Consider the following 22,666-nt stretch of genomic DNA (forward strand, 5'->3'; position numbering starts at 1 on the left):
ATTCTCCGGGTACTGCACATTACCCTGTGGGAGCGAGCCTGCTCGCGAAAGCGGTCTATCAGTCAACATTGATGTCGACTGACCCTCCGTCCTCGCGAGCAGGCTCGCTCCCACAGTGGATGAGTGGTGCTTCAGATATCGAGGTTGCCCCACCCAGGCTTCATCACTTCCGGCGCCACCGCTTTCACGGTTTTCCCGGTCGCCAGTTCCACCCGTCGCGCCACCTCGGGGTCATCGGCGAACGGAATCAGGCTCGCATCCTCCAGGCTCTCAGCCGTCTGGTGCTTCAGGCAGTATTCGACCGCCAGCCAAAGCCCCGTTACCCCCAGTACATTCAGCACAATCTCGATCATCTCAAGTTCCTCGCCTCAGGCAATCTGCGCTTCGCGCTCGGCCATTGCCACGTCCGCAACCCGCACGGTGCGCCAGACGTTGTACGCCATCAGCAACATTCCGCTGAGGAAGAACACCCCGCCGGCAAAGCGCACCACGAAGCCCGGATGACTGGCCTGCAAGGCTTCGACGAAGGAGTACGTCAGCGTGCCGTCGTCGTTGATTGCGCGCCACATCAACCCCTGGGTGATGCCGTTGACCCACATCGAGGCGATGTACAGGACAGTGCCGATGGTCGCCAGCCAGAAGTGCAGGTTGATCAACGGCGTGCTGTGCATCTGTTCGCGGCCGAAGACTTTCGGAACCATGTGGTAGGTCGCGCCGAAGGTGATCATCGCCACCCAGCCGAGGGCGCCGGCGTGAACGTGGCCGATGGTCCAGTCGGTGTAGTGGGAGAGGGCGTTGACCGTTTTGATCGCCATCATCGGCCCTTCGAAGGTCGACATGCCGTAGAAGGCCAGGGACAGCACCAGGAAACGCAGGATCGGGTCGCTGCGCAACTTATGCCAGGCGCCCGAGAGGGTCATCATGCCGTTGATCATGCCGCCCCAGCTCGGCGCCAGCAGGATCAGCGACATCGCCATGCCCAGCGACTGCGCCCAGTCCGGCAGTGCGGTGTAGTGCAAGTGATGTGGGCCGGCCCAGATGTACAGGGTAATCAGCGCCCAGAAGTGCACGATGGATAACCGATAGGAATACACCGGCCGCCCGACCTGTTTCGGCACGAAGTAATACATCATCCCCAGGAACCCGGTGGTCAGGAAAAAGCCCACCGCGTTGTGCCCGTACCACCATTGCACCATGGCGTCGGTGGCCCCGGAATACACCGGGTAGGACTTGAACCAGCCCACTGGAATCGACAGGTGATTGACCACGTGCAGCATGGCGATCACCACGATGAACGCGCCGAAGAACCAGTTGCCGACGTAGATGTGTTTGGTCTTGCGCTGCACCACGGTGGTGAAGAACACGATGGCATAAGCGACCCAGACCACTGTCATCCATACCGCACCGGAGAATTCGATCTCGGCGTATTCCTTGGTGGTGGTGTAGCCCAGCGGCAGGGTGATCAGCATCACCACGATCACCGACTGCCAACCCCAAAAGGTGAACGCGGCGAGTTTGTCCGAATACAGCCGCACCTGGCAGGTGCGCTGCACCGCGTAGTAACTGGCGGCGAACTGTGCGCTGCCGGCAAAGCCGAAAATCACCAGGCTGGTGTGCAAGGGGCGCAAGCGGCCAAAGGTGGTCCACGGCAGGTCGAGGTTCATCTCGGGCCACACCAGTTGCGAGGCGATCCACACCCCCATCGCCATCCCCACGACACCCCAGACGATGGTTGCCACGACAAATTGGCGGACGACCTTGTAGTTATAGGCCTGTCCGATTGTTGCTGTGCTCATGGTCAATGCTTCCACGGTTGCAAAGTCTCGCCAGACCACCCGGTCTGACATGCTCATAAACTGTAGAAACATGGCTGTAAACAAAACAGGCTCAGGAAAACTTCATTTATGCGGATCAGATACGGCACCTTGCCTGCGGTTCTCAGCCGCGCTCTGATACGGTTTTTTAGCATTCAGGTGAATCTGTAATGCGCTGCGCCGCAGGTCCATAGTCGCAACCTCGATAACGAGCCATAGAGCCTGATGCCGATCAAACCTGTGGGAGCGAGCCTGCTCGCGAAGAGGCCAGCACAGTCAACATTCATGTCGCCTGACATTCCGCCTTCGCGAGCAGGCTCGCTCCCACATTGACTGGCATTAGCCGCAGAGCCCGATCCATCCTGATGAGGTAGCCACATGTATCAGTACGACGACTATGACCGGGCCCTGGTCTTCGAGCGGGTTGCGCAGTTTCGTGATCAGGTCGAACGCTTCATGGCGGGCGAGTTGAGCGAAGAGGAATTCCTGCCGTTGCGCTTGCAGAACGGCCTGTACATGCAAAAACACGCCTACATGCTGCGCGTGGCCATTCCTTACGGCACGTTGAGCGCGCAGCAGATGCGTACGCTGGCGGGCATCGCACGGGATTACGATCGCGGTTACGGTCACTTCACCACCCGGCAGAACATGCAGTTCAACTGGATCGAACTGGCCCAGGTGCCGGAGATCCTCGAACGCCTGGCCCGGGTGGAAATGCACGCGATCCAGACCTCCGGCAACTGCGTGCGCAACATCACCACCGAAGCCTTCGCCGGGGTCGCGGCGGATGAGTTGATCGATCCTCGGCCGCTGGCTGAAATCCTGCGTCAGTGGTCGACGATCAACCCGGAATTCCTGTTCCTGCCGCGCAAGTTCAAGATCGCCATTTGCTCGGCAGAGCAGGACCGGGCGGCGATCATGATGCATGACATCGGTCTTTATCTTTACCCCGGTGCCGATGGGCAAATGCTGTTGCGGGTGATCGTCGGCGGCGGGCTGGGGCGTACACCGATCCTCGGTTTGCAGATTCGCGAAGGTTTGCCGTGGGAGCATCTGCTGTCCTATGTCGAGGCGGTGCTGCGGGTCTACAACCGCCATGGTCGACGGGACAACAAGTACAAGGCGCGGATCAAGATTCTGGTCAAGGCGCTCGGCATCGAAGCCTTCGCCAGGGAAGTGGAGGAGGAGTGGCAGTACCTGAGGGACGGTCCGGCGCAATTGACCGAGGTCGAGTATGAGCGTGTCGCCAGTGCCTTCGTGCCACCCGAGTACCGTTCGTTGTCTGATACCGACCTGGAGTTCGGCACACGCCTGGCTGAGAGCCCGGCTTTCGCGCGCTGGGTTTCGCGTAACGTGCAGCCGCACAAAGTGCCGGGTTACGCCAGCGTGGTGCTGTCGACCAAACCGGGCATCGCCTCGCCGCCGGGTGATGTCACGGGCGAGCAAATGGACGCCGTGGCCACGTGGTCCGAGCAGTTCGGGTTCGGCGAGATCCGCATCGCCCATGAGCAGAACATCGTCCTGCCGGACGTGCCCAAGTCCGATCTCTACGCGCTGTGGTGCCTGGCTTGCGAGCAGGGATTGGGCTGCGCCAACATCGGTTTGCTGACTGACATCATTGCCTGCCCCGGCGGCGACTTCTGCGCGCTGGCCAACGCCAAGTCGATCCCGATCGCGCAAGGCATTCAGGCGCGTTTCGAAGACCTGGATTATCTGCATGATCTGGGCGATATCAGCCTCAACATTTCCGGTTGCATGAACGCCTGCGGCCACCACCACATCGGCAACATCGGCATTCTCGGGGTCGATAAGAACGGCAGCGAGTGGTACCAGATCACCCTCGGCGGCTCACAGGGCAAGAACAGTGCCCTGGGCAAGGTCATCGGCCCGTCCTTCAGCGCCGCCGAAGTGCCCGAGGTGATCGAGCGGATCATCGCCACGTTCGTACGCTACCGCGAGAGCGAAGAACTGTTCGTCGACACCTTGCAGCGCATCGGCCTGGAGCCGTTCAAGGAAGAGGTTTACCCGAAGCTGCTGGAGGTGTCGGCATGAATAATCTGCTGCGACTGGATGAGGGGGTAGCGCGGATTGTCGCTGACGATCCGTGGACGCTGATCAGGGATCTCGAGGCAGGATGGCCCGCGGGCCGGCTGATTCTGCCGCTGGCCAGTTGGCTGGAGGACCCGCAACGGCACGGGGTGTGGCTGGGGCCGGACGATGAGGTGGAAAGCCTCAAGCCCTGGTTTGACCGACTGCCGCTGATTGCACTGGATTTTCCGAGTTTCCGTGACGGACGCGCTTACAGCCAGGCGTACCTGCTGCGCACGCGATTGGGCTGGACGGGCGAATTGCGTGCGGTCGGCGATGTCCTGCGCGATCAACTCAGCCACATGCGCCAATGCGGTTTTGACAGCTTCGCCGTGCGCGAAGACAAGTCCGCTGAAGATGCGCTCAAGGGGCTGGCCGGGATGAGCGTGTTGTATGGGCGCTCGGTGATTGAGCCGCGGCCGTTGTTTCGACGGCGCTAAAACCGAAAGATCAAAAGATCGCAGCCTTCGGCAGCTCCTACGCGGGATTGCGTACACCTGAAACATCGCGGGTGTATGCGACCGGTGTAGGCGCTGCCGAAGGCTGCGATCTTTTTACTTTGGGCCGTGAGGCCATTTTGATAGAGTCCGCGCCTCATAAAGGGAGCTGGTAAAGAAAGGAGTCTGGTTTGAGTGTGGGCAAGAAGATTTTAGGGCTGGTGGCGCTGTTGCTGATGACCGCCCTGTGGGGCAGTTATTTTTATCTGTTTCAGGAAAACCGTGACGGCCGACTCGGGGAGTCGTTCGACAGTTACGCCTGGTGCGGCACGCCACCGGCCAGTGATGCGGCAGCCTTGGGCAAGGATCGGCTGACACTGCGCGTCACCAACAATGTGCATGGCGAGTTCATGCTGTCGGGGGCGATTATCGTGTCCGAGCGCACCTTTGATCGTTATGACCTGGGCCGCAACGAATTGCGCCTGCGCATGGAGCCCCTGCAGTGGTCCTACGGTGCCACGCCGGTGTTCCTCGAATAGGTCAGGGTCAAGCCGCTGAGCCGCAACCTCGCTTCGATCGACAAGAGCGCCTACGCCGAGCTTGAGTCCCGGCCTATTGGGGTTCAGGGCAGGGCGACGGCGTTTCCGTTCGATACCTATCGCTACGGTTACAAACCGGTGCTGTACATCCTCAAGGGCAACGAGCGCATCAACCTGAAGTTCAGGCACATCATCGCCAGCATGGAGATGTCCAACACCTTCACGCCGATTCAGAAGTACAACCGGGTCGAGTACATCAACGAGAAAAACTCACTGGTTCGCGAAGAAGATTACAAACCCTACGCGGCCAATGAGTGCGCCTTTAGCGTCGAGCGCAAAGGCTCGTTCAAGGTGATTGTCCTGCTGTTGTTGCTGGTGATCTGCCTGCCGTTGATGCACGTGTTTTATCGCGACGAGCCGGGCATCGATTTTCTGGCCACGCTGGTGAGTATCGGGGCGATCCGGGTGTTTCTGGTGGGGCCGCTGGATGACTTTCGGTTGTACAACATCGATTTCCTGTTCGGCGCCGCGATTTTGCTGGTGGGGACGGTGTCGTTGATCAAAGCGATGCGGGCCAATAGCCGGCGGGAGTTGGCGGCCAGGAGTGGGTCGTCCTGGTAATACCGCACTGAGAGTGTTGTCGGCTGCACCGGCTTCATCGCGAGCAGGCTCGCTCCCACATTTGATCTCTGGTGTACACAGAATGTGTGACCAAAAACAGATCCACTGTGGGAGCGAGCCTGCTCGCGCGACTTCCATAGTCCGGGTGCGTTTGCCGTCAGGCGCGCGTTCATGCTCGATGCAGCTTTGCCGGATGGCCTGAGTCTGTCAAATGACCGTTGTGAATGATCCCGCAGCCATGGATGAATATTGTGATTTTTCAGAACGAGACGCGCGGCATTGGCTATACCTGTAACACCCATGTCCAAACGGTTGTCGTCCGACTTACAGGAGTTACAGCATGAAGCTTGCGTTAATGATGAGCACTCTGTGCATTGCCTCGATCGGGGTGGTTGGTTGCGCCAGCAAAGTGGTGGAGCCCGGCCAGTATTCTGGATTCCTGAAGGACTACAGCCAGCTCAAGGAAGCCCAGTCACCCTCGGGTGCCACCGTGATGCGCTGGGTGGATCCCAAGCTCGATATCAACAAATACAAATCCGTTTACATCGAACCGACCCAGCTCTATCCCAAGCCTCAACCGACCGTGAAAATCCCTCAGGCCACCTTGAACGGAATCACCAGTTACTACGATCAGGCGCTCAAGCGCGAAATCAGCAGATCCCTGCCACTGGCGGCAGGCCCGGGTCCCGGTGTGCTCGTAGTGCGCGCAGCGATCACGGCGGTCAGCAGCAAAACCCAAAGCCTGAAGCCCTATGAAGTGATCCCGATTGCGCTGGTGGCAGCGGCGGTGAGCACGGCCAGCGGGATTCGCGATCAGGAAACCGATCTGGCCACGGAAGCGGTATTTCTCGATGGCGGCAACAACAAAGTCCTGGCCCAGGTCGTGCGCAAAGGCACCGGCAAACCGTTGGAGAACGAGTCTCAGGTGATGAAGACGGATGACGTGAAAGGTGTGATCGATGGCTGGGCTTCGGACCTGCATCAGTCGTATCTGAAGCTTAAATCCAAATGATTTACCGAGGCTGATGGCCCATCGCGAGCAGGCTCGCTCCCACATTTGATCTGTGTCGTACACACAATCCACTGTGGGAGCGAGCCTGCTCGCGAAGGCGGTCTTGAAGGCGCAGCATCACTCCCCGACAAACCACCGAAAATACGGATTCCCCCCATCCCCGCGCATCACCTCGCGAATATCCCTGGCCCACGCATCACGGTCGCCGTCATACGCATGCAGGCTCGCCCGATAAAACTGCATCAGACGTTGCTGGTGCGCATTCATCCGCTCGACCAACCCCGCATCGGCATTCACCAACGGTGGCGCTACTCGCAAATCCAGCAAGGCCGGTAGCACGCGACTGATCTCCTTGGCCCGCACCCATGGCGCATATTCAATACGCGGCGGGTCGTCGGTCACCGGTTGTGCCGCAGCGGCGAAACGTTCAAGTCCCGCACGATCAGTGACCCACGTCGCAAGCAACGCCGCAGCCGAGCCGATGCCCACGTCCTGCAAGGGGGTGCGCACGCAGTCCTGCTGGAAGCGTTTGCTGATTTTCGCCGCATCCAGCTCAATCGGTTCCATCGAACCCACCAGCAGCATTTCGTGGAACTCGCTGGTCCACAACGTGGCGTACGGGAAGACATCGAGAAAGCTGCGCACCAGTGAGCGTGAGTCGTCGATGTTCTGGGTGGGTAGCGGCAACCACTGGGCGACCAGGCCCTTTTTCTCCAGGCGACTGGCGGCCAGTTGGTAGAAGTCCCGGGAATACAGATTCACCACCCCGGCAGTGGAGGGCGGTGGTGGTTCAGGGTGATCAAGTCGTAGGGTTGCGGGTTGCGCAGCAGTTCCTGGCGTCCATCGCGCAGGCGTATGTCAACGCCCGGATCGGCGGCAGCCTCGAAGTTGCCTTTGAACATCGGCGCGGCTTTGACCACCGACGATGGATTCATGGGCCGGCAGTTCGCCTTCCATGGCGATTTTGCCGATGCGTGTATCGAGATCCTGAGCACCGACGCCGCAACTGACGAACATCGTCATCAGGCTGTAGCCGGCTGCGCGAATGACACCGTGCATGGAAAACTCCTTATTTACCGAAGGTGGCGTTAAGCCCGACGAACAGTGTGAATTGCGGCAGGCCATCGCCCTTGCGCTCCACGGTCCACTGCGGTTCGATGAAGGCATTGAGGATATTGGGGCCGTCTTTCCAGACCTTGCCGCCACCCAAACCAATGGGGATGTAATGGGTGTCGTTCTTCAGGTCGAAGGTCCAGGTACCGGTGGAGCGCAGGTACCAGCCTTTGTCCAGGTTATGAATCACGAACGGTTGAAAGGTCGCGGTTTCGACGTGGGCGCGATCGTGGTCGCCGGCGAAGGAACTCTGGTATTGCACCAGTGCACCGAGCAAACCGCGGGGCGATGAATCAACGGCAATGGCGGCCAGGCCAGCCTGCCATTTACCCGTACCGAGCTCGTCCTGATCGGCGGTGGGCGCAGTGATCTGCGGGCCGATGCCCAGCTGCACGCCATCGGTCTTGAGCAGGAAGATATCGAGCAGGTTCAGATCGCCTTCACCGGTGCTGTAGCCGCCGTTTGGATCGGGGTGAGTGCTGATTGGCGCGGTCGCGCGCAGCAACTGCGCAACCCCGATGAAATCGTTGGGCGCAATCGGCAACGTACCGCGCACCAGCAAGTCGTTGGTATGGATATTGGAGTCGTAGTAGTTCGGGGTGTAGTAATCCTGCAAATTCATCCCCGGCGCGAGGTTCAGCGGGTTGTTACTTTTGTTGGCCGTGTCGGCGTTGTCGGCCATGGCACAAACTACAGGCGCAAACGATGCCGCCAATAACAAGGCGTGTGTGACAGTTTTTATCGACATGATTCCCCGATCCCTTGGTGGCTCATTGGACGACTCGGCACTTGGCGGCCGTTACTGCGTAATCTCTTTCCTATCAAGCCTGTGGGACACGTCTGTAGAACTTAGCAGCTAAATACGGGTTATCCAGTCGAGGGGACTATTTCCTTGGTTTTGTGATCACGTTGGCCTTGTTTTTGTGTACTAAAAGTTAAATACGCATCTGCGAGTCGGATTCAGACAATGAAAAACCCTCTTTCTGTGTGAACACAGAAAGCGGGTTTCAAACAACCTGTGGCGAGGGGGCTTGCCCCCGTCAGGCTGCGCAGCAGCCCCAACAACGGAAGACCCGGTTCACCTGTAAGAACTTAGTGCCAGGTTCTGGGGCGGCTGCGCCATCCAACGGGGGCAAGCCCCTCGCCACAATGATCTTTGGCTACTACGGGGGGGCGAGCTGATCCAGCGCCCGGTTTACCGCCAGCTCACCGAGCATGATGACTTGCGCAATCGCCGCTCAGCGCTTCTTCACTTGCGCCCGCAGCCGCTCCTCCTGCTCCCGCAGTTCCGGCGTGAATTCGGCACCGAAATCTTCGGCCTCGAACACCTGGCGAATCTCGATCTCGGCCTCGGTACCCGGCATCGGATTGGGGCAGCGCTTGACCCACTCGATCGCTTCCTCTTTCGACTTCACCTGCCACAGCCAGTAGCCGGCGATCAGCTCCTTGGTTTCGATGAACGGGCCGTCGATCACCGTGCGCTGATCGTCCGAAAAACGCACGCGGGCGCCCTTGCTGCTGGGGTGCAGGCCTTCGCCGGCAAGCATGATGCCGGCCTTGACCAGCTCCTCGTTGTAATTGCCCATTGCAGTCAGCAGTTCCTCGCTGGGCATGACACCGGCCTCGGAATCCGAGCTGGCCTTTACAATGATCATGAATCGCATGGTCTTGTCTCCGCTGGATATGAATGACTCACTGTCTAGTCGAATGACCGTGTCCTGAATCGACAACGCTGCTGATTAAAGATCACTGTAAATTTTTCTGGCACCTCATATCCCTGTAGGAGCCGCCGAAGGCTGCGATCTTTTGCTTGTGTTTTTCAAGATCAAAAGATCGCAGCCTTCGGCAGCTCCTACAGGGGAGCGCGTGATCAAGTGTCATCCCTGCGAACTGGACGGTCGTGATTCGTGAGGTCAGCGACCGTCATTTCATCGACGAATGCTCAAGGGGCCAATGGCAGCCTTTCGTCACGAACACCGGGTGGCGGCGGGAGAGGGCGGTACGCTGTACACCGACCGTGTCACTTATGCAGCGATGGGTGGTGCGCCATTGGAATGGTTGCTGGTCGATGGATACATGCGGCGGATTTTCGAGGCGCGGCATCGCAATATGCTTCGATTGATGGGCTGAAATTTATCAATCGAAGCGGTCAACCTTCATTCGGGCTGCGTATTTCCGGAATTCATTGTCAGAAATCAGCTTCATTGCTGGTAGTCAGCAGCTTTTCTCTTAGGCACGCGTTAATCAGTGCAGCGCCTTCCGTGGACAGATAGTACTGATGCCCGGTTGAGGAGCTCCAAGCACGATTGGGGTATAACAGAGCAGGGTCCGTTAAAATTGCTTCCTTAAACATCCGGGTGCCGATTCCTGCTTTTTGGTAGGCGCTTAAGACGTTTGCATGCTCTAGCAAATTTGCATCGTTGTAGTCCGTAAACACCAGCGACCCAACCTCACGACCTGAATGCTTCGCGAAAATAGTAAAAGGCCAATCATCATCGCTGATGATTTCGATTTCTCGCCCGAGCTTATCTATAAAGATTACGTTTTCATTGTCCATAAAACGCCCTTGCGCGTGATTTTTTGTGTGTTGAAAGCGGGACTCAAACCTGGGGCAATGAATGGCGGAAGTCAATCCAAAGCAGGTTCGCGTCAGCGGGTTGAATTTTTTTGCTTGAAGAAGCTACTGTCATAGGTCGTCGACCCATTTCGTGGTTAACTTCGACCTCTTCAAAATTTTCCACATCAACGTTCAGAAGGACTCCGTTCATGGCTCAAGTCACTCTTAAAGGCAACCCGGTTCAAGTCAACGGCCAACTGCCACAAGCCGGTTCCAAGGCGCCAGCCTTTTCCCTGGTTGCCGGCAATCTGTCCGACGTGACCCTGGCGAGCTTCGCCGGCAAGCGCAAAGTGCTGAACATCTTCCCAAGCGTCGACACCCCGACCTGCGCCACGTCGGTTCGCAAGTTCAACGCCCAGGCCAACGATGTCGCCAACACTGTCGTGCTGTGCATCTCCGCTGACCTGCCGTTCGCTCAAGCCCGTTTCTGCGGCGCCGAAGGCCTGGAAAACGTGCAGAACCTGTCGACCCTGCGCGGTTCCGAGTTCATCGAGAACTACGGCGTGGCGATTGCCGACGGTCCACTCAAGGGCCTGACTGCCCGTGCCGTCGTGGTTCTGGACGAAAACGACAACGTTCTGCACAGCGAACTGGTCAAGGAAATCGCTGAAGAACCGAACTACGAAGCCGCACTTGCTGTTCTGAAATAAGCATACCTTTACAATTGTTAACGGCCTGGCCCTGTCCAGGCCGTTTTCATTTGTGCTTCAGTGTCTTAGACAAACCTCCTGTTACGTAAGCCGAAGGTAAATTGCCGGTAAAGGCGCTTTGCTAAATACCCGCCAGTGCTTATCGTTTAGCCTCCCGTAGAAGAAGCCCACGCGCCCAATGGTTGATCATTCAATGCAATCCTCCGTTTCCCGTAGTCCCCGTCGCTGGTTGTTCGGCCTGCTCGTCCTGTTGGTCATCGCTGGCCTGTGCTGGAAATTCTGGCCCGGCAGCGCTGCGCCAAAAGAGGGTGCAGGGCAAAAAGCCGTGGCCGGGCACACCGGCAGGTCCGGCGGAATGCGTCCGGGTTTCGGCGGGGCGGCGGGGGCGGTCCCGGTACGTGTGGCGCCGGCGGTCAAGGGCGACTTCCCGCTGTACTACAAGGCACTGGGCACCGTGACCGCGCTGAACACCATTAATGTGCGCAGCCGGGTGGGCGGCGAACTGATCAGGATTGCGTTTGAAGAAGGGCAGATGGTCAAGGCGGGCGACCTGCTGGCTGAAATCGACCCGCGCCCTTACCAAAACGCCTTGCTGCAGGCTGAAGGCACCTTGCTGCAGAATCAGGCGCAACTGAAAAACGCCCAGGTCGATGTCGAGCGTTATCGCGGCCTGTACCGCGAAGACAGTATCGCCAAGCAGACCTTGGACACCGCCGAAGCGCTGGTGGGCCAGTATCAGGGCACGGTCAAGACCAATCAGGCGGCGGTCAACGACGCCAAGCTCAATCTCGAATTCACCAGAATCCGTGCGCCGATTGCCGGCCGTGTCGGCTTGCGTCAGCTCGACGTCGGCAACCTTGTCGCCGCGAATGACACCACGGCGCTGGCGATCATCACCCAGACCCAGCCGATCAGCGTAGCCTTTACCTTGCCGGAAAACAGCCTCGACGTGGTGCTGGCCCGCTATCGCAGCGGCGCCAGACTGCCCGCCGAAGCCTGGGACCGTGGCGACACCAAAATACAGGCCACTGGCGTGTTGCAGAGCCTCGATAACCAGATCGACGTCACCACTGGCACCCTGAAATTCAAGGCGCGTTACGAGAACCGCGATCAAGCGCTGTTCCCCAATCAGTTCGTCAACGTCCACCTGTTGGCCGACACCCTCAAGGATGTCGTGCTCGCGCCTTCGGCAGCGATCCAGTTCGGTACCAACGGCACGTTTGTTTACGCCATGGAGGGCGACAAGAAGGTCACGATCCGTCAACTGAAAGTCGGCGCCAGTGACGGCGAAAACACCGTGGTTACCGAAGGCCTGGCTGCGGGTGATCGCGTTGTCCTGGAAGGCACCGACCGCCTGAAGGAAGGCAGTGAAGTGGAAGTGGTCAACGACACGAAGGACGTGCCGACCACCCCGACCGGACACCTGCAGGGTAAATCGGCGGCCAACGCGACTGAGCCGGTAACCACCGACAAGGCGAAAAAGGGCAGCGCATGAACATCTCGCGGCTGTTCATCCTTCGCCCGGTCGCCACGACCCTGAGCATGCTGGCCATTATTTTGGCTGGCGTCATTGCCTATCGGCTGTTGCCGGTGTCGGCCTTGCCCCAGGTCGATTACCCGACCATTCGCGTCATGACGCTGTATCCCGGCGCGAGCCCGGACGTCATGACCAGTGCTGTGACCGCGCCCCTTGAGCGGCAGTTCGGGCAGATGCCCGGCCTGACGCAGATGGCGTCGACCAGCTCCGGCGGTGCTTCGGTGCTGACCCTGCGTTTCAGCCTCGACATCAACATGGACGTCGCCGAGCAACAGGTGCAGGCCGCAATCAACGCCGCGACCAATTTGCTGCCCAAGGACTTGCCCGCACCGCCGGTGTACAACAAGGTTAACCCGGCGGACACCCCGGTACTGACCCTGGCCATCACCTCCAAGACCATGCTGTTGCCCAAGCTCAACGACCTGGTCGACACCCGCATGGCGCAGAAAATCGCCCAGATCAGCGGCGTTGGCATGGTCAGCATTGCCGGCGGCCAGCGTCAGGCGGTGCGGATCAAGGTCAACCCCGAAGCCCTGGCGGCCAACGGCTTGAACCTGTCGGACGTGCGCACTCTGATCGGCGCGTCCAACGTCAACCAGCCCAAAGGCAACTTCGACGGCCCGACCCGGGTCTCGATGCTCGATGCAAACGATCAACTGACCTCGCCCAAGGACTACGCCAACCTGATCCTGGCCTACGCCAACGGCGCGCCGTTGCGGCTCAAGGATGTGGCGGAAATCGTCGACGGCGCCGAGAACGAACGCCTTGCAGCGTGGGCCAATGAAAACCAGGCCGTGCTGCTGAACATCCAGCGCCAGCCGGGCGCGAACGTCATCGAAGTGGTCGACCGGATCAAGGCCTTGCTGCCGAGCATCACCGACAACCTGCCGGCCGGCCTCGACGTTACGGTACTCACCGACCGCACCCAGACCATCCGCGCTTCCGTTACTGACGTGCAACACGAGCTGCTGATCGCCATCGCGTTGGTGGTCATGGTGACCTTCCTGTTCCTGCGTCGCGCCAGTGCCACGATCATTCCGTCGGTGGCCGTGCCGCTGTCGTTGATCGGTACGTTTGGCGTGATGTACCTCGCGGGTTTCTCGGTCAACAACCTGACCCTGATGGCCCTGACCATCGCCACCGGTTTCGTGGTGGACGATGCGATCGTCATGCTGGAGAACATTTCCCGATTTATCGAAGAGGGTGACAGCCCGCTGAATGCGGCGCTAAAAGGCGCCAGGCAGATCGGTTTCACCCTGATTTCCCTGACCCTGTCGCTGATTGCGGTACTGATTCCACTGCTGTTCATGGCCGACGTGGTAGGGCGCCTGTTCCGCGAGTTTGCGATCACCTTGGCCGTGGCCATTCTGATCTCCCTGGTGGTGTCCCTGACCCTGACGCCGATGATGTGTGCGCGGCTGCTCAAGCGTGAGCCCAAGGAAGAAGAGCAGGGCCGTTTCTACCGGGCCAGCGGCGCAGCAATTGATTGGATGATCGCGGCTTACGGGCGCAAGTTAAAGTGGGTTCTCAAGCATCAACCGCTGACGCTGCTGGTGGCCATCGGCACGCTGGCGCTGACCGTGTTCCTTTACATGGTGGTGCCCAAGGGCTTCTTCCCGGTGCAGGACACCGGGGTGATCCAGGGGATTTCCGAGGCGCCGCAGTCGATTTCCTTTGCCGCGATGAGCGAACGGCAGCAGGAACTGGCTAAAGTGATCCTGGCCGATCCCGCCGTGGAGAGCCTGTCGTCCTACATCGGAGTCGACGGCGATAACTCGACGCTCAACAGCGGTCGTCTGCTGATCAACCTAAAGTCTCACAGCGACCGCGACCTGAGCGCCACCGAAGTGATTGCCCGCCTGCAACCCGAGCTGGACAAGCTGACCGGCATTCGCCTGTTTATGCAGCCGGTGCAGGATCTGACCATCGAAGATCGCGTCAGTCGTACGCAGTACCAGTTCAGCATGTCGTCGCCGGATTCCGAATTGCTCAGCCTGTGGAGCACTCGTCTGGTGGAAGCGTTGGCCCAACGGCCGGAGCTGACTGACGTTGCCAGCGATTTGCAGGACAAAGGCTTGCAGGTGTATCTGGTGATCGACCGCGATGCGGCGTCGCGGGTCGGTGTGTCGGTGTCGAACATCACTGACGCGCTATATGACGCTTTCGGGCAACGGCAGATTTCCACCATTTACACCCAGGCCAGCCAGTACCGCGTGGTGCTGCAGTCGCAGTCCGGCGAGAAGGTCGGCCCGGATGCGCTGAACCAGATTCACGTCAAGACCACCGACGGCGGGCAAGTGCGCCTGTCCAGCCTGGCGCACATCGAGGAGCGTCAGGCGCAACTGGCGATCACTCACATTGGCCAGTTCCCGGCGGTGATGATGTCCTTCAACCTCGCGCCCGGCGTGGCGCTGGGGCATGCGGTGGAAATCATCGAGCAGGTACAGAAAGACATCGGCATGCCGATCGGCGTGCAGACCCAGTTCCAGGGCGCGGCCGAAGCTTTCCAGGCCTCGCTGTCGAGCACCTTGCTGCTGATTCTGGCGGCGGTGGTGACCATGTACATCGTGCTCGGCGTGCTGTACGAGAGCTACATCCACCCGATCACCATTCTCTCGACCTTGCCCTCGGCGGCGGTCGGCGCCTTGCTGGCGTTGCTGTTGAGCGGCAATGACCTGGGGATGATCGCGATCATCGGCATCATCCTGCTGATCGGTATCGTGAAAAAGAACGCAATCATGATGATCGACTTCGCCCTCGACGCTGAGCGCAATCAGGGCATGGACCCTGAGACGGCGATCTATCAGGCGGCGCTGCTGCGTTTCCGACCGATTCTGATGACCACGCTGGCCGCGTTGTTTGGTGCAGTGCCGTTGATGCTGGCCACCGGTTCCGGCGCGGAACTGCGTCAACCGCTGGGTCTGGTGATGGTCGGCGGGTTGCTGGTGAGTCAGGTGCTGACCCTGTTCACCACGCCGGTGATCTACCTGTACTTCGACCGTCTGGGACGCCGTTTCGGAAAGTCTGACGCCCAAGAGGTGGCGGTATGACGGCTTGTAACGGCAACCTTGTACCTGCAAGGCTCGCCTCTTGTGGGAGCGAGCCTGCTCGCGAAAGCGGCAGGCCGGTGAGCATCGATATTGAATGTACTGGCCTCATCGCGAGCAGGCTCGCTCCCACAGGAGTTGATGTCGGGAGCTGCCGTCGATGAACCTCTCCGGCCCATTCATCAAGCGCCCGGTCGCCACCATGTTGCTGAGCCTGGCGATCATGCTGCTGGGCGGTGTGAGCTTCGGTCTGTTGCCGGTGGCTCCGCTGCCGCAAATGGATTTCCCGGTGATCGTGGTTCAGGCCAGCCTGCCCGGTGCGAGCCCCGAGGTGATGGCGTCGACCGTGGCCACGCCGCTCGAGCGTTCCTTCGGCGCCATCGCCGGGGTCAACACCATGAGCAGCCGCTCCAGCCAGGGCTCGACCCGGGTGATCCTGCAATTCGACCTCGACCGTGATATCAACGGCGCGGCCCGAGAAGTGCAGGCGGCGATCAACGCTTCGCGCAACTTGCTGCCGAGCGGAATGCGCAGCATGCCGACCTACAAGAAGGTCAACCCGTCCCAGGCACCGATCATGGTGCTGTCGCTGACCTCGGACGTGCTGGAAAAAGGCCAGCTCTACGATTTGGCCTCGACGATCCTGTCCCAGAGCCTGTCCCAAGTGCAGGGCGTGGGTGAAGTGCAAATCGGCGGCAGCTCCTTGCCGGCAGTGCGTATCGAGCTCGAACCCCAGGCACTCAACCAGTACGGCGTGGCCCTGGACGATGTGCGCAACACCATCGCCAATGCCAACGTGCGCCGGCCCAAGGGCTCGGTCGAAGACGGCCAGCGGTTGTGGCAGGTCCAGGCCAACGATCAACTGGAAAAAGCCAAGGACTATGAATCGCTGATCATTCACTACAACGGCGGTGCGGCGCTGCGGTTGAAGGATGTAGCCAAGGTCAGCGACGGCGTCGAGGACCGCTACAACAGCGGTTTTTTCAACGATGACGCAGCGGTGTTGCTGGTGATCAATCGGCAAGCCGGCGCCAACATCATCGAGACGGTCAACGAGATCAAGGCTCAACTGCCAGCGTTGCAGGCGGTATTGCCGGCAAGCGTCAAACTCAATCTGGCCATGGACCGCTCGCCGGTGATCAAGGCGACACTGCACGAAGCGGAAATGACCCTGCTGATCGCCGTGGCGCTGGTGATTCTGGTGGTGTTTCTGTTTCTCGGTAACTTCCGTGCCTCGCTGATCCCGACGTTAGCCGTGCCGGTGTCGCTGGTGGGCACCTTTGCGGTGATGTACCTCTACGGGTTTTCGCTTAACAACCTGTCGCTGATGGCGCTGATTCTGGCCACCGGGCTGGTGGTGGACGATGCCATCGTGGTGCTGGAGAACATTTCCCGGCACATCGACAAAGGCGTGCCACCGATGAAGGCCGCCTACCTGGGGGCCCAGGAGGTCGGCTTTACCTTGCTGTCGATGAACGTCTCGCTGGTGGCGGTGTTCCTGTCGATCCTGTTCATGGGCGGGATAGTCGAAAGCCTGTTCCGCGAGTTCTCCATCACGCTGGCGGCATCGATCGTGGTGTCGCTGGTGGTTTCGCTGACGTTGACGCCGATGCTCTGTGCCCGTTGGCTGAAGCCACATACGCCGGGTCAGGAAAACCGTCTGCAACGCTGGAGTCAGCGGGCCAACGAGTGGATGGTCGGCAAATACGCCACCAGCCTCGACTGGGTGCTGCGTCACCGGCGGCTGACTTTACTCAGTCTGCTCGTGACGATTGGCGTGAATATTGCGTTGTATGTTGTTGTTCCTAAAACCTTTATGCCTCAGCAGGACACCGGCCAGTTGATCGGTTTCGTGCGCGGTGACGACGGGCTGTCATTCAGTGTGATGCAGCCGAAGATGGAAATCTTCCGCCGTGCCGTGCTCAAGGACGAAGCGGTGGAAAGCGTGGCCGGTTTCATCGGTGGCACCAACGGCACCAACAACGCCTTCATGTTGGTACGCCTGAAGCCGATCAAGGAGCGCAATCTTTCCGCGCAGAAAGTCATCGAACGCCTGCGCAAGGAAATGCCCAAGGTCGCCGGTGCTCAGTTGATGCTGATGGCCGATCAGGACCTGCAATTTGGCGGCGGTCGTGAGCAAAGCACGTCGCAGTATTCGTACATCCTGCAAAGCGGTGACCTGGGGGCGTTGCGCGAGTGGTATCCGAAAGTTGTCACCGCGCTCAAGGCCTTGCCGGAGCTGACCGCGATTGACGCCCGCGAAGGCCGTGGCGCGCAGCAAGTGACGTTGATTGTCGATCGCGATCAGGCCAAGCGCCTGGGGGTCGACATGGACATGGTCACCGCGGTGCTGAACAACGCCTACAGCCAGCGGCAGATTTCGACGATTTACGACAGCCTCAACCAGTACCAGGTGGTGATGGAGGTCAACCCGAAATACGCCCAGGACCCGATCACCCTCAAGCAGGTCCAGGTGATCACCGCCGACGGCGCGCGGATTCCACTGTCGACCATCGCCCATTACGAAAACAGCCTGGAAGACGATCGGGTCAGCCACGAAGGTCAGTTCGCCTCGGAAAGCATTGCCTTCGACATGGCCGACGGGGTGACGGTGGAGCAGGGCACGGCCGCTATCGAACGGGCGATTGCCAAGGTCGGTCTGCCGGAAGGTGTCATCGCGAAAATGGCCGGCACCGCCGACGCCTTCGCGGCCACCCAGAAGAGCCAGCCGTGGATGATTCTCGGCGCGCTGGTGGCGGTGTATCTGGTGTTGGGTGTGCTGTATGAAAGCTACATTCATCCGCTGACCATTCTCTCGACGTTGCCGTCGGCCGGGGTCGGCGCGTTGCTGTCGATCTATGCGCTGGGCGGCGAGTTCAGCCTGATCTCGTTGCTGGGGCTGTTTTTGCTGATCGGGGTGGTGAAGAAGAACGCCATTCTGATGATCGACCTGGCCTTGCAGCTCGAACGACATCAAGGGCTGGAACCGCTGGAATCGATTCGTAGCGCTTGCCTGCAACGTCTGCGGCCGATCCTGATGACCACGCTCGCGGCGATCCTCGGCGCCTTGCCGTTGCTGCTGAGCCGCGCCGAAGGAGCAGAAATGCGCCAACCGCTGGGCCTGACCATCATCGGCGGGCTGATCTTCAGCCAGGTGCTGACCCTTTACACCACCCCGGTGGTTTACCTCTATCTCGACAAACTGCGCCATCGTTTCAACCACTGGCGTGGGGTGCGTACTGATGCTGCTCTGGAAACTCCGCTATGACTGACCGTTCGCTTATCAACCTGGCTGCACCACTGGTCACGGCCCGAGGCTCGCGTTTGTTGAGCCTGTCGCTGTGCGTGGCGATGCTCAGCGCCTGCGCCATCGGCCCGGATTACCAGCGCCCGCAAGCCGCTGCACCTGCGCAATACAAGGAAGCATCTGGGTGGCGTCAGGCCAATCCGAGTGACTCCCTGGCCCGCGGAGCCTGGTGGGAGTTGTATGGCGACCGGCAGCTCAATGGCCTGATCGAAAAACTCAACAGCGCCAACCAGACGGTTGCCCAGTCCGAAGCCCAATACCGTCAAGCCCAGGCGTTGGTGCGCAGTGCCCGAGGGGCGTTTTTCCCGACCGTGGACCTGACCGTCGGGAAAAACCGCTCCAGTCAGGGCACCGGTAGCAGCAGTTCGAGCCTGACCAGTTCTTCCAGCGGTATTCGCGACACCTACACCGCTCAGGCCGGGGTCAGTTGGGAGGCCGACGTCTGGGGCAAGCTGCGTCGTGGACTTGAAGCCGACACCGCCAACGCCGAGGCGAGTTTTGCCGATCTGGCGGCGATGCGCCTGAGTCAACAGTCGGAACTGGTGCAGAACTACCTGCAATTGCGGGTGATCGATGAGCAGAAGCGTCTGCTGGAAGCAACGGTCGAGGCCTATCGGCGCTCGCTGACAATGACTGAAAACCAATACCGCGCCGGTGTTTCCGGCAAGGACGCGGTGGCTCAGGCACAGACTCAGCTCAAGAGTACCGAGGCTGACCTGGTCGATCTGATCTGGCAGCGCGCCCAGTTCGAAAACGCCATTGCCGTACTGATCGGGCTGCCGCCAGCCGAGTTTGCGCTGGCGGAATCCAAGGCCATCCCGGTATTGCCCGAAGTGCCGCTGAACCTGCCTTCGCAGTTGCTGGAACGCCGCCCGGACATTGCCTCCGCTGAGCGCTCGGTGATGGCGGCCAACGCCAATATCGGCGTGGCCAAGGCCGCTTACTACCCGGACCTCACGCTGAGCCTGAACGGTGGTTATAGCAGTAGCACCTCGAACAACTGGATCAGCGTGCCGAACCGTTTCTGGTCGGTCGGGCCACAACTGGCGATGACCCTGTTCGACGGCGGCCAGCGCTCGGCGGAAGTCGACCGCAGCGAAGCGGCTTATGACGAGACCGTGGCCAAGTACCGCCAGACGGTGCTCGACGGTTTCCGGGAGGTGGAAAACTACCTGGTCCAGCTCAAGGTGCTGGAAAACGAATCCGCCGTGCGTCAACAGGCGCTGGATGCAGCACGTGAATCCCTGCGTCTGACCCAGAACCAGTACAAGGCCGGGTTGATTGCGTACCTGGATGTGGTGGTGGTGCAGGCTACAGCGCTGAACAACGAACGCACCATGCTGGACTTGATGCAAAGCCGATTGATCGCCAGTGTGCAGCTGATTGCGGCGCTGGGTGGCGGGTGGGATGGGCACCTCGAACTTAGCGACAACCCTCAGCGCAACTGATGCACGCCTCCCCTGGGACTGTAGGAGCTGTCGAGTGAAACGAGGCTGCGATCTTTTGATCTTGATCTTGATCTTGATTGCTTGAGAAAAGATCGCAGCCTCGTTTCACTCGACAGCTCCTACACAGCTCCTACCCAGCTTCTACAGGGGGAAGCGGGGCTCACCGGCAACGATTCAGAGTAATTGCTAGCAATCAAACAAGCGTTTCATCGGGTTGATGGCCCTTTGCTAATTTTTGTCAGTGCGTTCGTTTACGGAATCAGTACAATCGCCCGATTTGTCCCCCCGAGAACGGAAGCAGTACGGTGGGGTAGTCGCGAGAAGTCCCATGCTCATCGGTAGCTATTCCCCCACGCTGGTTATCGTTTCGCTCTGTGTAGCGATTCTCGCCTCTTACACCGCGCTCGACCTCACCGGCCGCATCGCCACCGCCAAGGGCCGCGCGGTGCATTTGTGGACCGTTGGCGGTGCCTTTGCCATGGGTGTTGGCGTGTGGTCGATGCACTTCATTGGCATGCTCGCGTTCAAACTGCCCATCGACCTCGGCTACGACACCCCCCTCACGTTGTTATCGCTGTTGATCGGGATCCTCTCCTGCGGTTTTGCCCTGTGGCTGGTCAGTCAGCCGCGATTGCCGGCCTGGCAACTGGCGTTCGGTGCGCTGGTGATGGGCGCGGGCATCAGTGCCATGCACTACACCGGCATGGCTGCCATGCGCATGCAGCCGGGTATCGATTACGACCCGACGCTGTTTGGCACCTCTCTGCTTATCGCAGTCGGTGCCTCCGGCGCCGCGTTATGGATCGCTTTCCGCCTGCGTCAGCACACGCCCTATGTCAGCCTGATCCGTGGTGGCGCAGCGGTGATCATGGGCATCGCCATCGTCGGCATGCACTACACCGCCATGGCGGCGGCGCGTTTCCCGGACGGCAGCTTCTGTGGCGCAGCCGTCAACGGCTTGAACGGCAAAGGTCTCGATAGCCTGGTGCTGATCACCACGCTCGCGGTGTTGAGCATTGCCTTGCTGACTTCGATCCTCGATGCGCGCCTGGAAGCCCGCACCGCCAGCCTGGCCCACTCACTGACCGAGGCCAACCGCGAACTGACCCAACTGGCCCTGCACGACACCCTGACCGGTCTGCCGAATCGGGTGCTGCTGGCGGACCGTATCGATCAGGCGATGTCGAGGGTGCAGGAGCAGGGCGGCTGTTTTGCGTTGATGTTCATCGATCTGGACGGGTTCAAACCGGTCAACGATGCCTTCGGTCACCACATGGGCGATCAGTTGCTGCGCGAAGTCGGCCTGCGCCTGCGCGAGGATTTGCGCAGCCAGGACACCCTGGCGCGAATCGGCGGCGATGAATTCGTATTACTGGTGCAACTGGGCGAGGAGAATGACGCATTGAGTCTGGCAGCCCGTCAGGTCGGACTGATCGCGCGCTCGTTCCGCGTCGCCGAACATGATTTGCAAATTTCCGCCAGCGTCGGCATTGCGCTCTATCCGGGCAACGGCCAGACCGCCGAGGAGCTGCTGATGAACGCCGACGCGGCGATGTATCACGCCAAGGGCGCGGGCAAAAACGGCTACAGCTTCTTCGACGCCTCGATGAACAGCAACGCGCGCAAACAGCTGCAATTGCTGCAAGACCTGCGCAATGCACTGGACCAGCAACAGTTCAGCCTCTATTACCAACCCAAGTTCGACGCCAGCAATGGCCGCCCGGTCGGTGCCGAGGCGTTGCTGCGCTGGACGCACCCGACCCAGGGCATGCTGTTGCCGGACAAGTTCATTGACCTTGCAGAGAAGACCGGGCTGATCATTCCGATTGGCGATTGGGTGCTCAACGAAGCGTGCCGGCAGATGCGCGAATGGTATGTCCTCGGTTACACCGACTGGCGCATCGCGGTGAACCTGTCGGCCTTGCAGTTCTGTCATGTCGGCCTGGTCCAGAGCGTTGCCAAAGCCTTGGCCACTCACCGTTTGCCAGCCAACAGCCTGACCCTGGAAATCACTGAAACCACGGCCATGAGCGACGCCGATGCGAGCATGACGGTGCTTCAGGGGCTATCGGAAATGGGTGTCGATTTGTCCATCGATGACTTTGGCACTGGCTATTCGAGTCTGATGTACCTCAAGCGCCTGCCAGCCAATGAACTGAAGATCGACCGGGGGTTTGTCCGCGATCTGGAACACGACAGCGACGACGCCGCCATCGTTTCCGCCATCGTCGCCCTCGGTCAGGCGCTGGGTTTGCGGATCGTCGCCGAAGGCGTGGAAACCGGTGTGCAGCAAGACTTCCTGACGCAACTGGGTTGCGATTCGTTGCAGGGTTACCTGCTCGGGCACCCGCTGCCGGCGGAGCAGTTCATGGTGGACATTCTTCGCGGGGAGCAATTGGCCGCGGGTTGACGCACTGTCTAAGGTGAACGGCGCTT

The 22,666-nt window shown here is 59.9% G+C and carries 15 protein-coding genes and 4 pseudogenes; 11 read left to right on the plus strand and 8 right to left on the minus strand.

The features are described from left to right. Positions 1–131: 131 nt before the first annotated feature. Positions 132–353: a cbb3-type cytochrome c oxidase subunit 3 gene (locus ACYZUD_RS06175; RefSeq protein ID WP_462023113.1), complete on the minus strand. Its 222-nt coding sequence runs from the start codon at positions 351–353 to the stop codon at positions 132–134. Between the two features lie 15 nt (positions 354–368). Next, a complete protein-coding gene (ccoN, locus tag ACYZUD_RS06180; protein WP_462023114.1) occupies positions 369–1,796 on the minus strand; it encodes a cytochrome-c oxidase, cbb3-type subunit I in 1,428 nt (475 codons plus the stop codon). A 396-nt stretch (positions 1,797–2,192) separates the two neighbouring features. Here ccoN and ACYZUD_RS06185 point away from each other — a divergent pair, with 396 nt between their 5' ends. The 4 genes and pseudogenes from ACYZUD_RS06185 (at position 2,193) to ACYZUD_RS06200 (ending at position 6,511) form a co-directional block, all read left to right on the plus strand. Continuing rightward, entirely contained in the window at positions 2,193–3,866 is a 1,674-nt protein-coding gene (locus ACYZUD_RS06185) for a nitrite/sulfite reductase (protein WP_462023115.1), read from the plus strand. Continuing rightward, on the plus strand, positions 3,863–4,342 hold the full coding sequence (locus ACYZUD_RS06190) for a DUF934 domain-containing protein (protein WP_462023116.1): 480 nt from the start codon (positions 3,863–3,865) through the stop codon (positions 4,340–4,342). The genes ACYZUD_RS06185 and ACYZUD_RS06190 overlap by 4 nt, the downstream gene beginning before the upstream one ends. 188 nt (positions 4,343–4,530) lie before the next feature. Continuing rightward, a pseudogene (locus tag ACYZUD_RS06195) lies at positions 4,531–5,499 on the plus strand (hypothetical protein). Between the two features lie 340 nt (positions 5,500–5,839). Further along, the gene (locus ACYZUD_RS06200; protein WP_462023117.1) at positions 5,840–6,511 is read left to right on the plus strand and encodes a DUF3313 domain-containing protein; all 672 of its coding nucleotides are present in this window, start codon (positions 5,840–5,842) and stop codon (positions 6,509–6,511) included. Between the two features lie 117 nt (positions 6,512–6,628). Here the strand turns inward: ACYZUD_RS06200 and ACYZUD_RS06205 are convergent. The 5 genes and pseudogenes from ACYZUD_RS06205 to ACYZUD_RS06225 all read right to left on the minus strand — a co-directional run. After that, positions 6,629–7,434 (minus strand): annotated as a pseudogene (locus ACYZUD_RS06205) (spermidine synthase); the annotation flags it as partial. After that, positions 7,370–7,570 (minus strand): hypothetical protein, encoded by a 201-nt coding sequence (locus ACYZUD_RS06210; RefSeq protein ID WP_462023118.1) that lies wholly within the window; start codon positions 7,568–7,570, stop codon positions 7,370–7,372. The gene ACYZUD_RS06210 and the pseudogene ACYZUD_RS06205, both read right to left, overlap by 65 nt. A 10-nt stretch (positions 7,571–7,580) precedes the next feature. Continuing rightward, positions 7,581–8,372: a hypothetical protein gene (locus ACYZUD_RS06215; protein ID WP_462023119.1), complete on the minus strand. Its 792-nt coding sequence runs from the start codon at positions 8,370–8,372 to the stop codon at positions 7,581–7,583. A 415-nt stretch (positions 8,373–8,787) separates the two neighbouring features. Then, positions 8,788–8,856 (minus strand): annotated as a pseudogene (locus tag ACYZUD_RS06220) (DUF6124 family protein); the annotation flags it as partial. 6 nt (positions 8,857–8,862) lie between these two features. Then, complete coding sequence (locus tag ACYZUD_RS06225) at positions 8,863–9,288, minus strand: YciI family protein (protein WP_462023120.1); 426 nt, start codon at positions 9,286–9,288, stop codon at positions 8,863–8,865. Positions 9,289–9,497: 209 nt separating this feature from the next. Here ACYZUD_RS06225 and ACYZUD_RS06230 point away from each other — a divergent pair. Further along, positions 9,498–9,754, plus strand: a pseudogene (locus ACYZUD_RS06230) (polyketide cyclase); the annotation flags it as partial. Positions 9,755–9,812: 58 nt separating this feature from the next. Here ACYZUD_RS06230 and ACYZUD_RS06235 read toward each other — a convergent pair. Continuing rightward, positions 9,813–10,181 (minus strand): GNAT family N-acetyltransferase, encoded by a 369-nt coding sequence (locus ACYZUD_RS06235; RefSeq protein WP_462023121.1) that lies wholly within the window; start codon positions 10,179–10,181, stop codon positions 9,813–9,815. Between the two features lie 209 nt (positions 10,182–10,390). On the opposite strand from ACYZUD_RS06235, the gene tpx reads away from it, so the two are divergent. From tpx to ACYZUD_RS06265, 6 genes are all read left to right on the plus strand, one after another. Continuing rightward, positions 10,391–10,891, plus strand: a complete 501-nt coding sequence (tpx, locus tag ACYZUD_RS06240) for a thiol peroxidase (protein WP_462023122.1) — start codon at positions 10,391–10,393, stop codon at positions 10,889–10,891. A 178-nt stretch (positions 10,892–11,069) separates the two neighbouring features. Next, positions 11,070–12,386: an MdtA/MuxA family multidrug efflux RND transporter periplasmic adaptor subunit gene (locus tag ACYZUD_RS06245; RefSeq protein WP_462023123.1), complete on the plus strand. Its 1,317-nt coding sequence runs from the start codon at positions 11,070–11,072 to the stop codon at positions 12,384–12,386. After that, positions 12,383–15,478, plus strand: coding sequence for an MdtB/MuxB family multidrug efflux RND transporter permease subunit (locus ACYZUD_RS06250; protein WP_462023124.1), 3,096 nt, complete (start codon positions 12,383–12,385; stop codon positions 15,476–15,478). Before ACYZUD_RS06245 ends, ACYZUD_RS06250 begins: the two co-directional genes overlap by 4 nt. 157 nt (positions 15,479–15,635) lie before the next feature. Further along, complete coding sequence (locus ACYZUD_RS06255) at positions 15,636–18,743, plus strand: efflux RND transporter permease subunit (protein ID WP_462023125.1); 3,108 nt, start codon at positions 15,636–15,638, stop codon at positions 18,741–18,743. Next, positions 18,740–20,230, plus strand: a complete 1,491-nt coding sequence (locus ACYZUD_RS06260; protein WP_462023127.1) for an efflux transporter outer membrane subunit — start codon at positions 18,740–18,742, stop codon at positions 20,228–20,230. Before ACYZUD_RS06255 ends, ACYZUD_RS06260 begins: the two co-directional genes overlap by 4 nt. 328 nt (positions 20,231–20,558) lie before the next feature. After that, positions 20,559–22,640, plus strand: coding sequence for a bifunctional diguanylate cyclase/phosphodiesterase (locus ACYZUD_RS06265; protein WP_462023128.1), 2,082 nt, complete (start codon positions 20,559–20,561; stop codon positions 22,638–22,640). Positions 22,641–22,666 lie beyond the last annotated feature (26 nt).

The sequence above is a fragment of the Pseudomonas sp. XS1P51 genome, from assembly GCF_054897845.1.

Coding starts and splice junctions, on each gene's coding strand:
- ACYZUD_RS06210 (WP_462023118.1), bottom strand. CDS start 7,570: ATGCACGGTGTCATTCGCGCAGCCGGCTACAGCCTGATGACGATGTTC.
- ACYZUD_RS06235 (WP_462023121.1), bottom strand. CDS start 10,181: ATGGACAATGAAAACGTAATCTTTATAGATAAGCTCGGGCGAGAAATC.
- ACYZUD_RS06250 (WP_462023124.1), top strand. CDS start 12,383: ATGAACATCTCGCGGCTGTTCATCCTTCGCCCGGTCGCCACGACCCTG.
- ACYZUD_RS06200 (WP_462023117.1), top strand. CDS start 5,840: ATGAAGCTTGCGTTAATGATGAGCACTCTGTGCATTGCCTCGATCGGG.
- ACYZUD_RS06255 (WP_462023125.1), top strand. CDS start 15,636: ATGAACCTCTCCGGCCCATTCATCAAGCGCCCGGTCGCCACCATGTTG.
- tpx (WP_462023122.1), top strand. CDS start 10,391: ATGGCTCAAGTCACTCTTAAAGGCAACCCGGTTCAAGTCAACGGCCAA.
- ACYZUD_RS06225 (WP_462023120.1), bottom strand. CDS start 9,288: ATGCGATTCATGATCATTGTAAAGGCCAGCTCGGATTCCGAGGCCGGT.
- ACYZUD_RS06175 (WP_462023113.1), bottom strand. CDS start 353: ATGATCGAGATTGTGCTGAATGTACTGGGGGTAACGGGGCTTTGGCTG.
- ACYZUD_RS06185 (WP_462023115.1), top strand. CDS start 2,193: ATGTATCAGTACGACGACTATGACCGGGCCCTGGTCTTCGAGCGGGTT.
- ccoN (WP_462023114.1), bottom strand. CDS start 1,796: ATGAGCACAGCAACAATCGGACAGGCCTATAACTACAAGGTCGTCCGC.
- ACYZUD_RS06245 (WP_462023123.1), top strand. CDS start 11,070: ATGGTTGATCATTCAATGCAATCCTCCGTTTCCCGTAGTCCCCGTCGC.
- ACYZUD_RS06215 (WP_462023119.1), bottom strand. CDS start 8,372: ATGTCGATAAAAACTGTCACACACGCCTTGTTATTGGCGGCATCGTTT.
- ACYZUD_RS06190 (WP_462023116.1), top strand. CDS start 3,863: ATGAATAATCTGCTGCGACTGGATGAGGGGGTAGCGCGGATTGTCGCT.
- ACYZUD_RS06265 (WP_462023128.1), top strand. CDS start 20,559: ATGCTCATCGGTAGCTATTCCCCCACGCTGGTTATCGTTTCGCTCTGT.
- ACYZUD_RS06260 (WP_462023127.1), top strand. CDS start 18,740: ATGACTGACCGTTCGCTTATCAACCTGGCTGCACCACTGGTCACGGCC.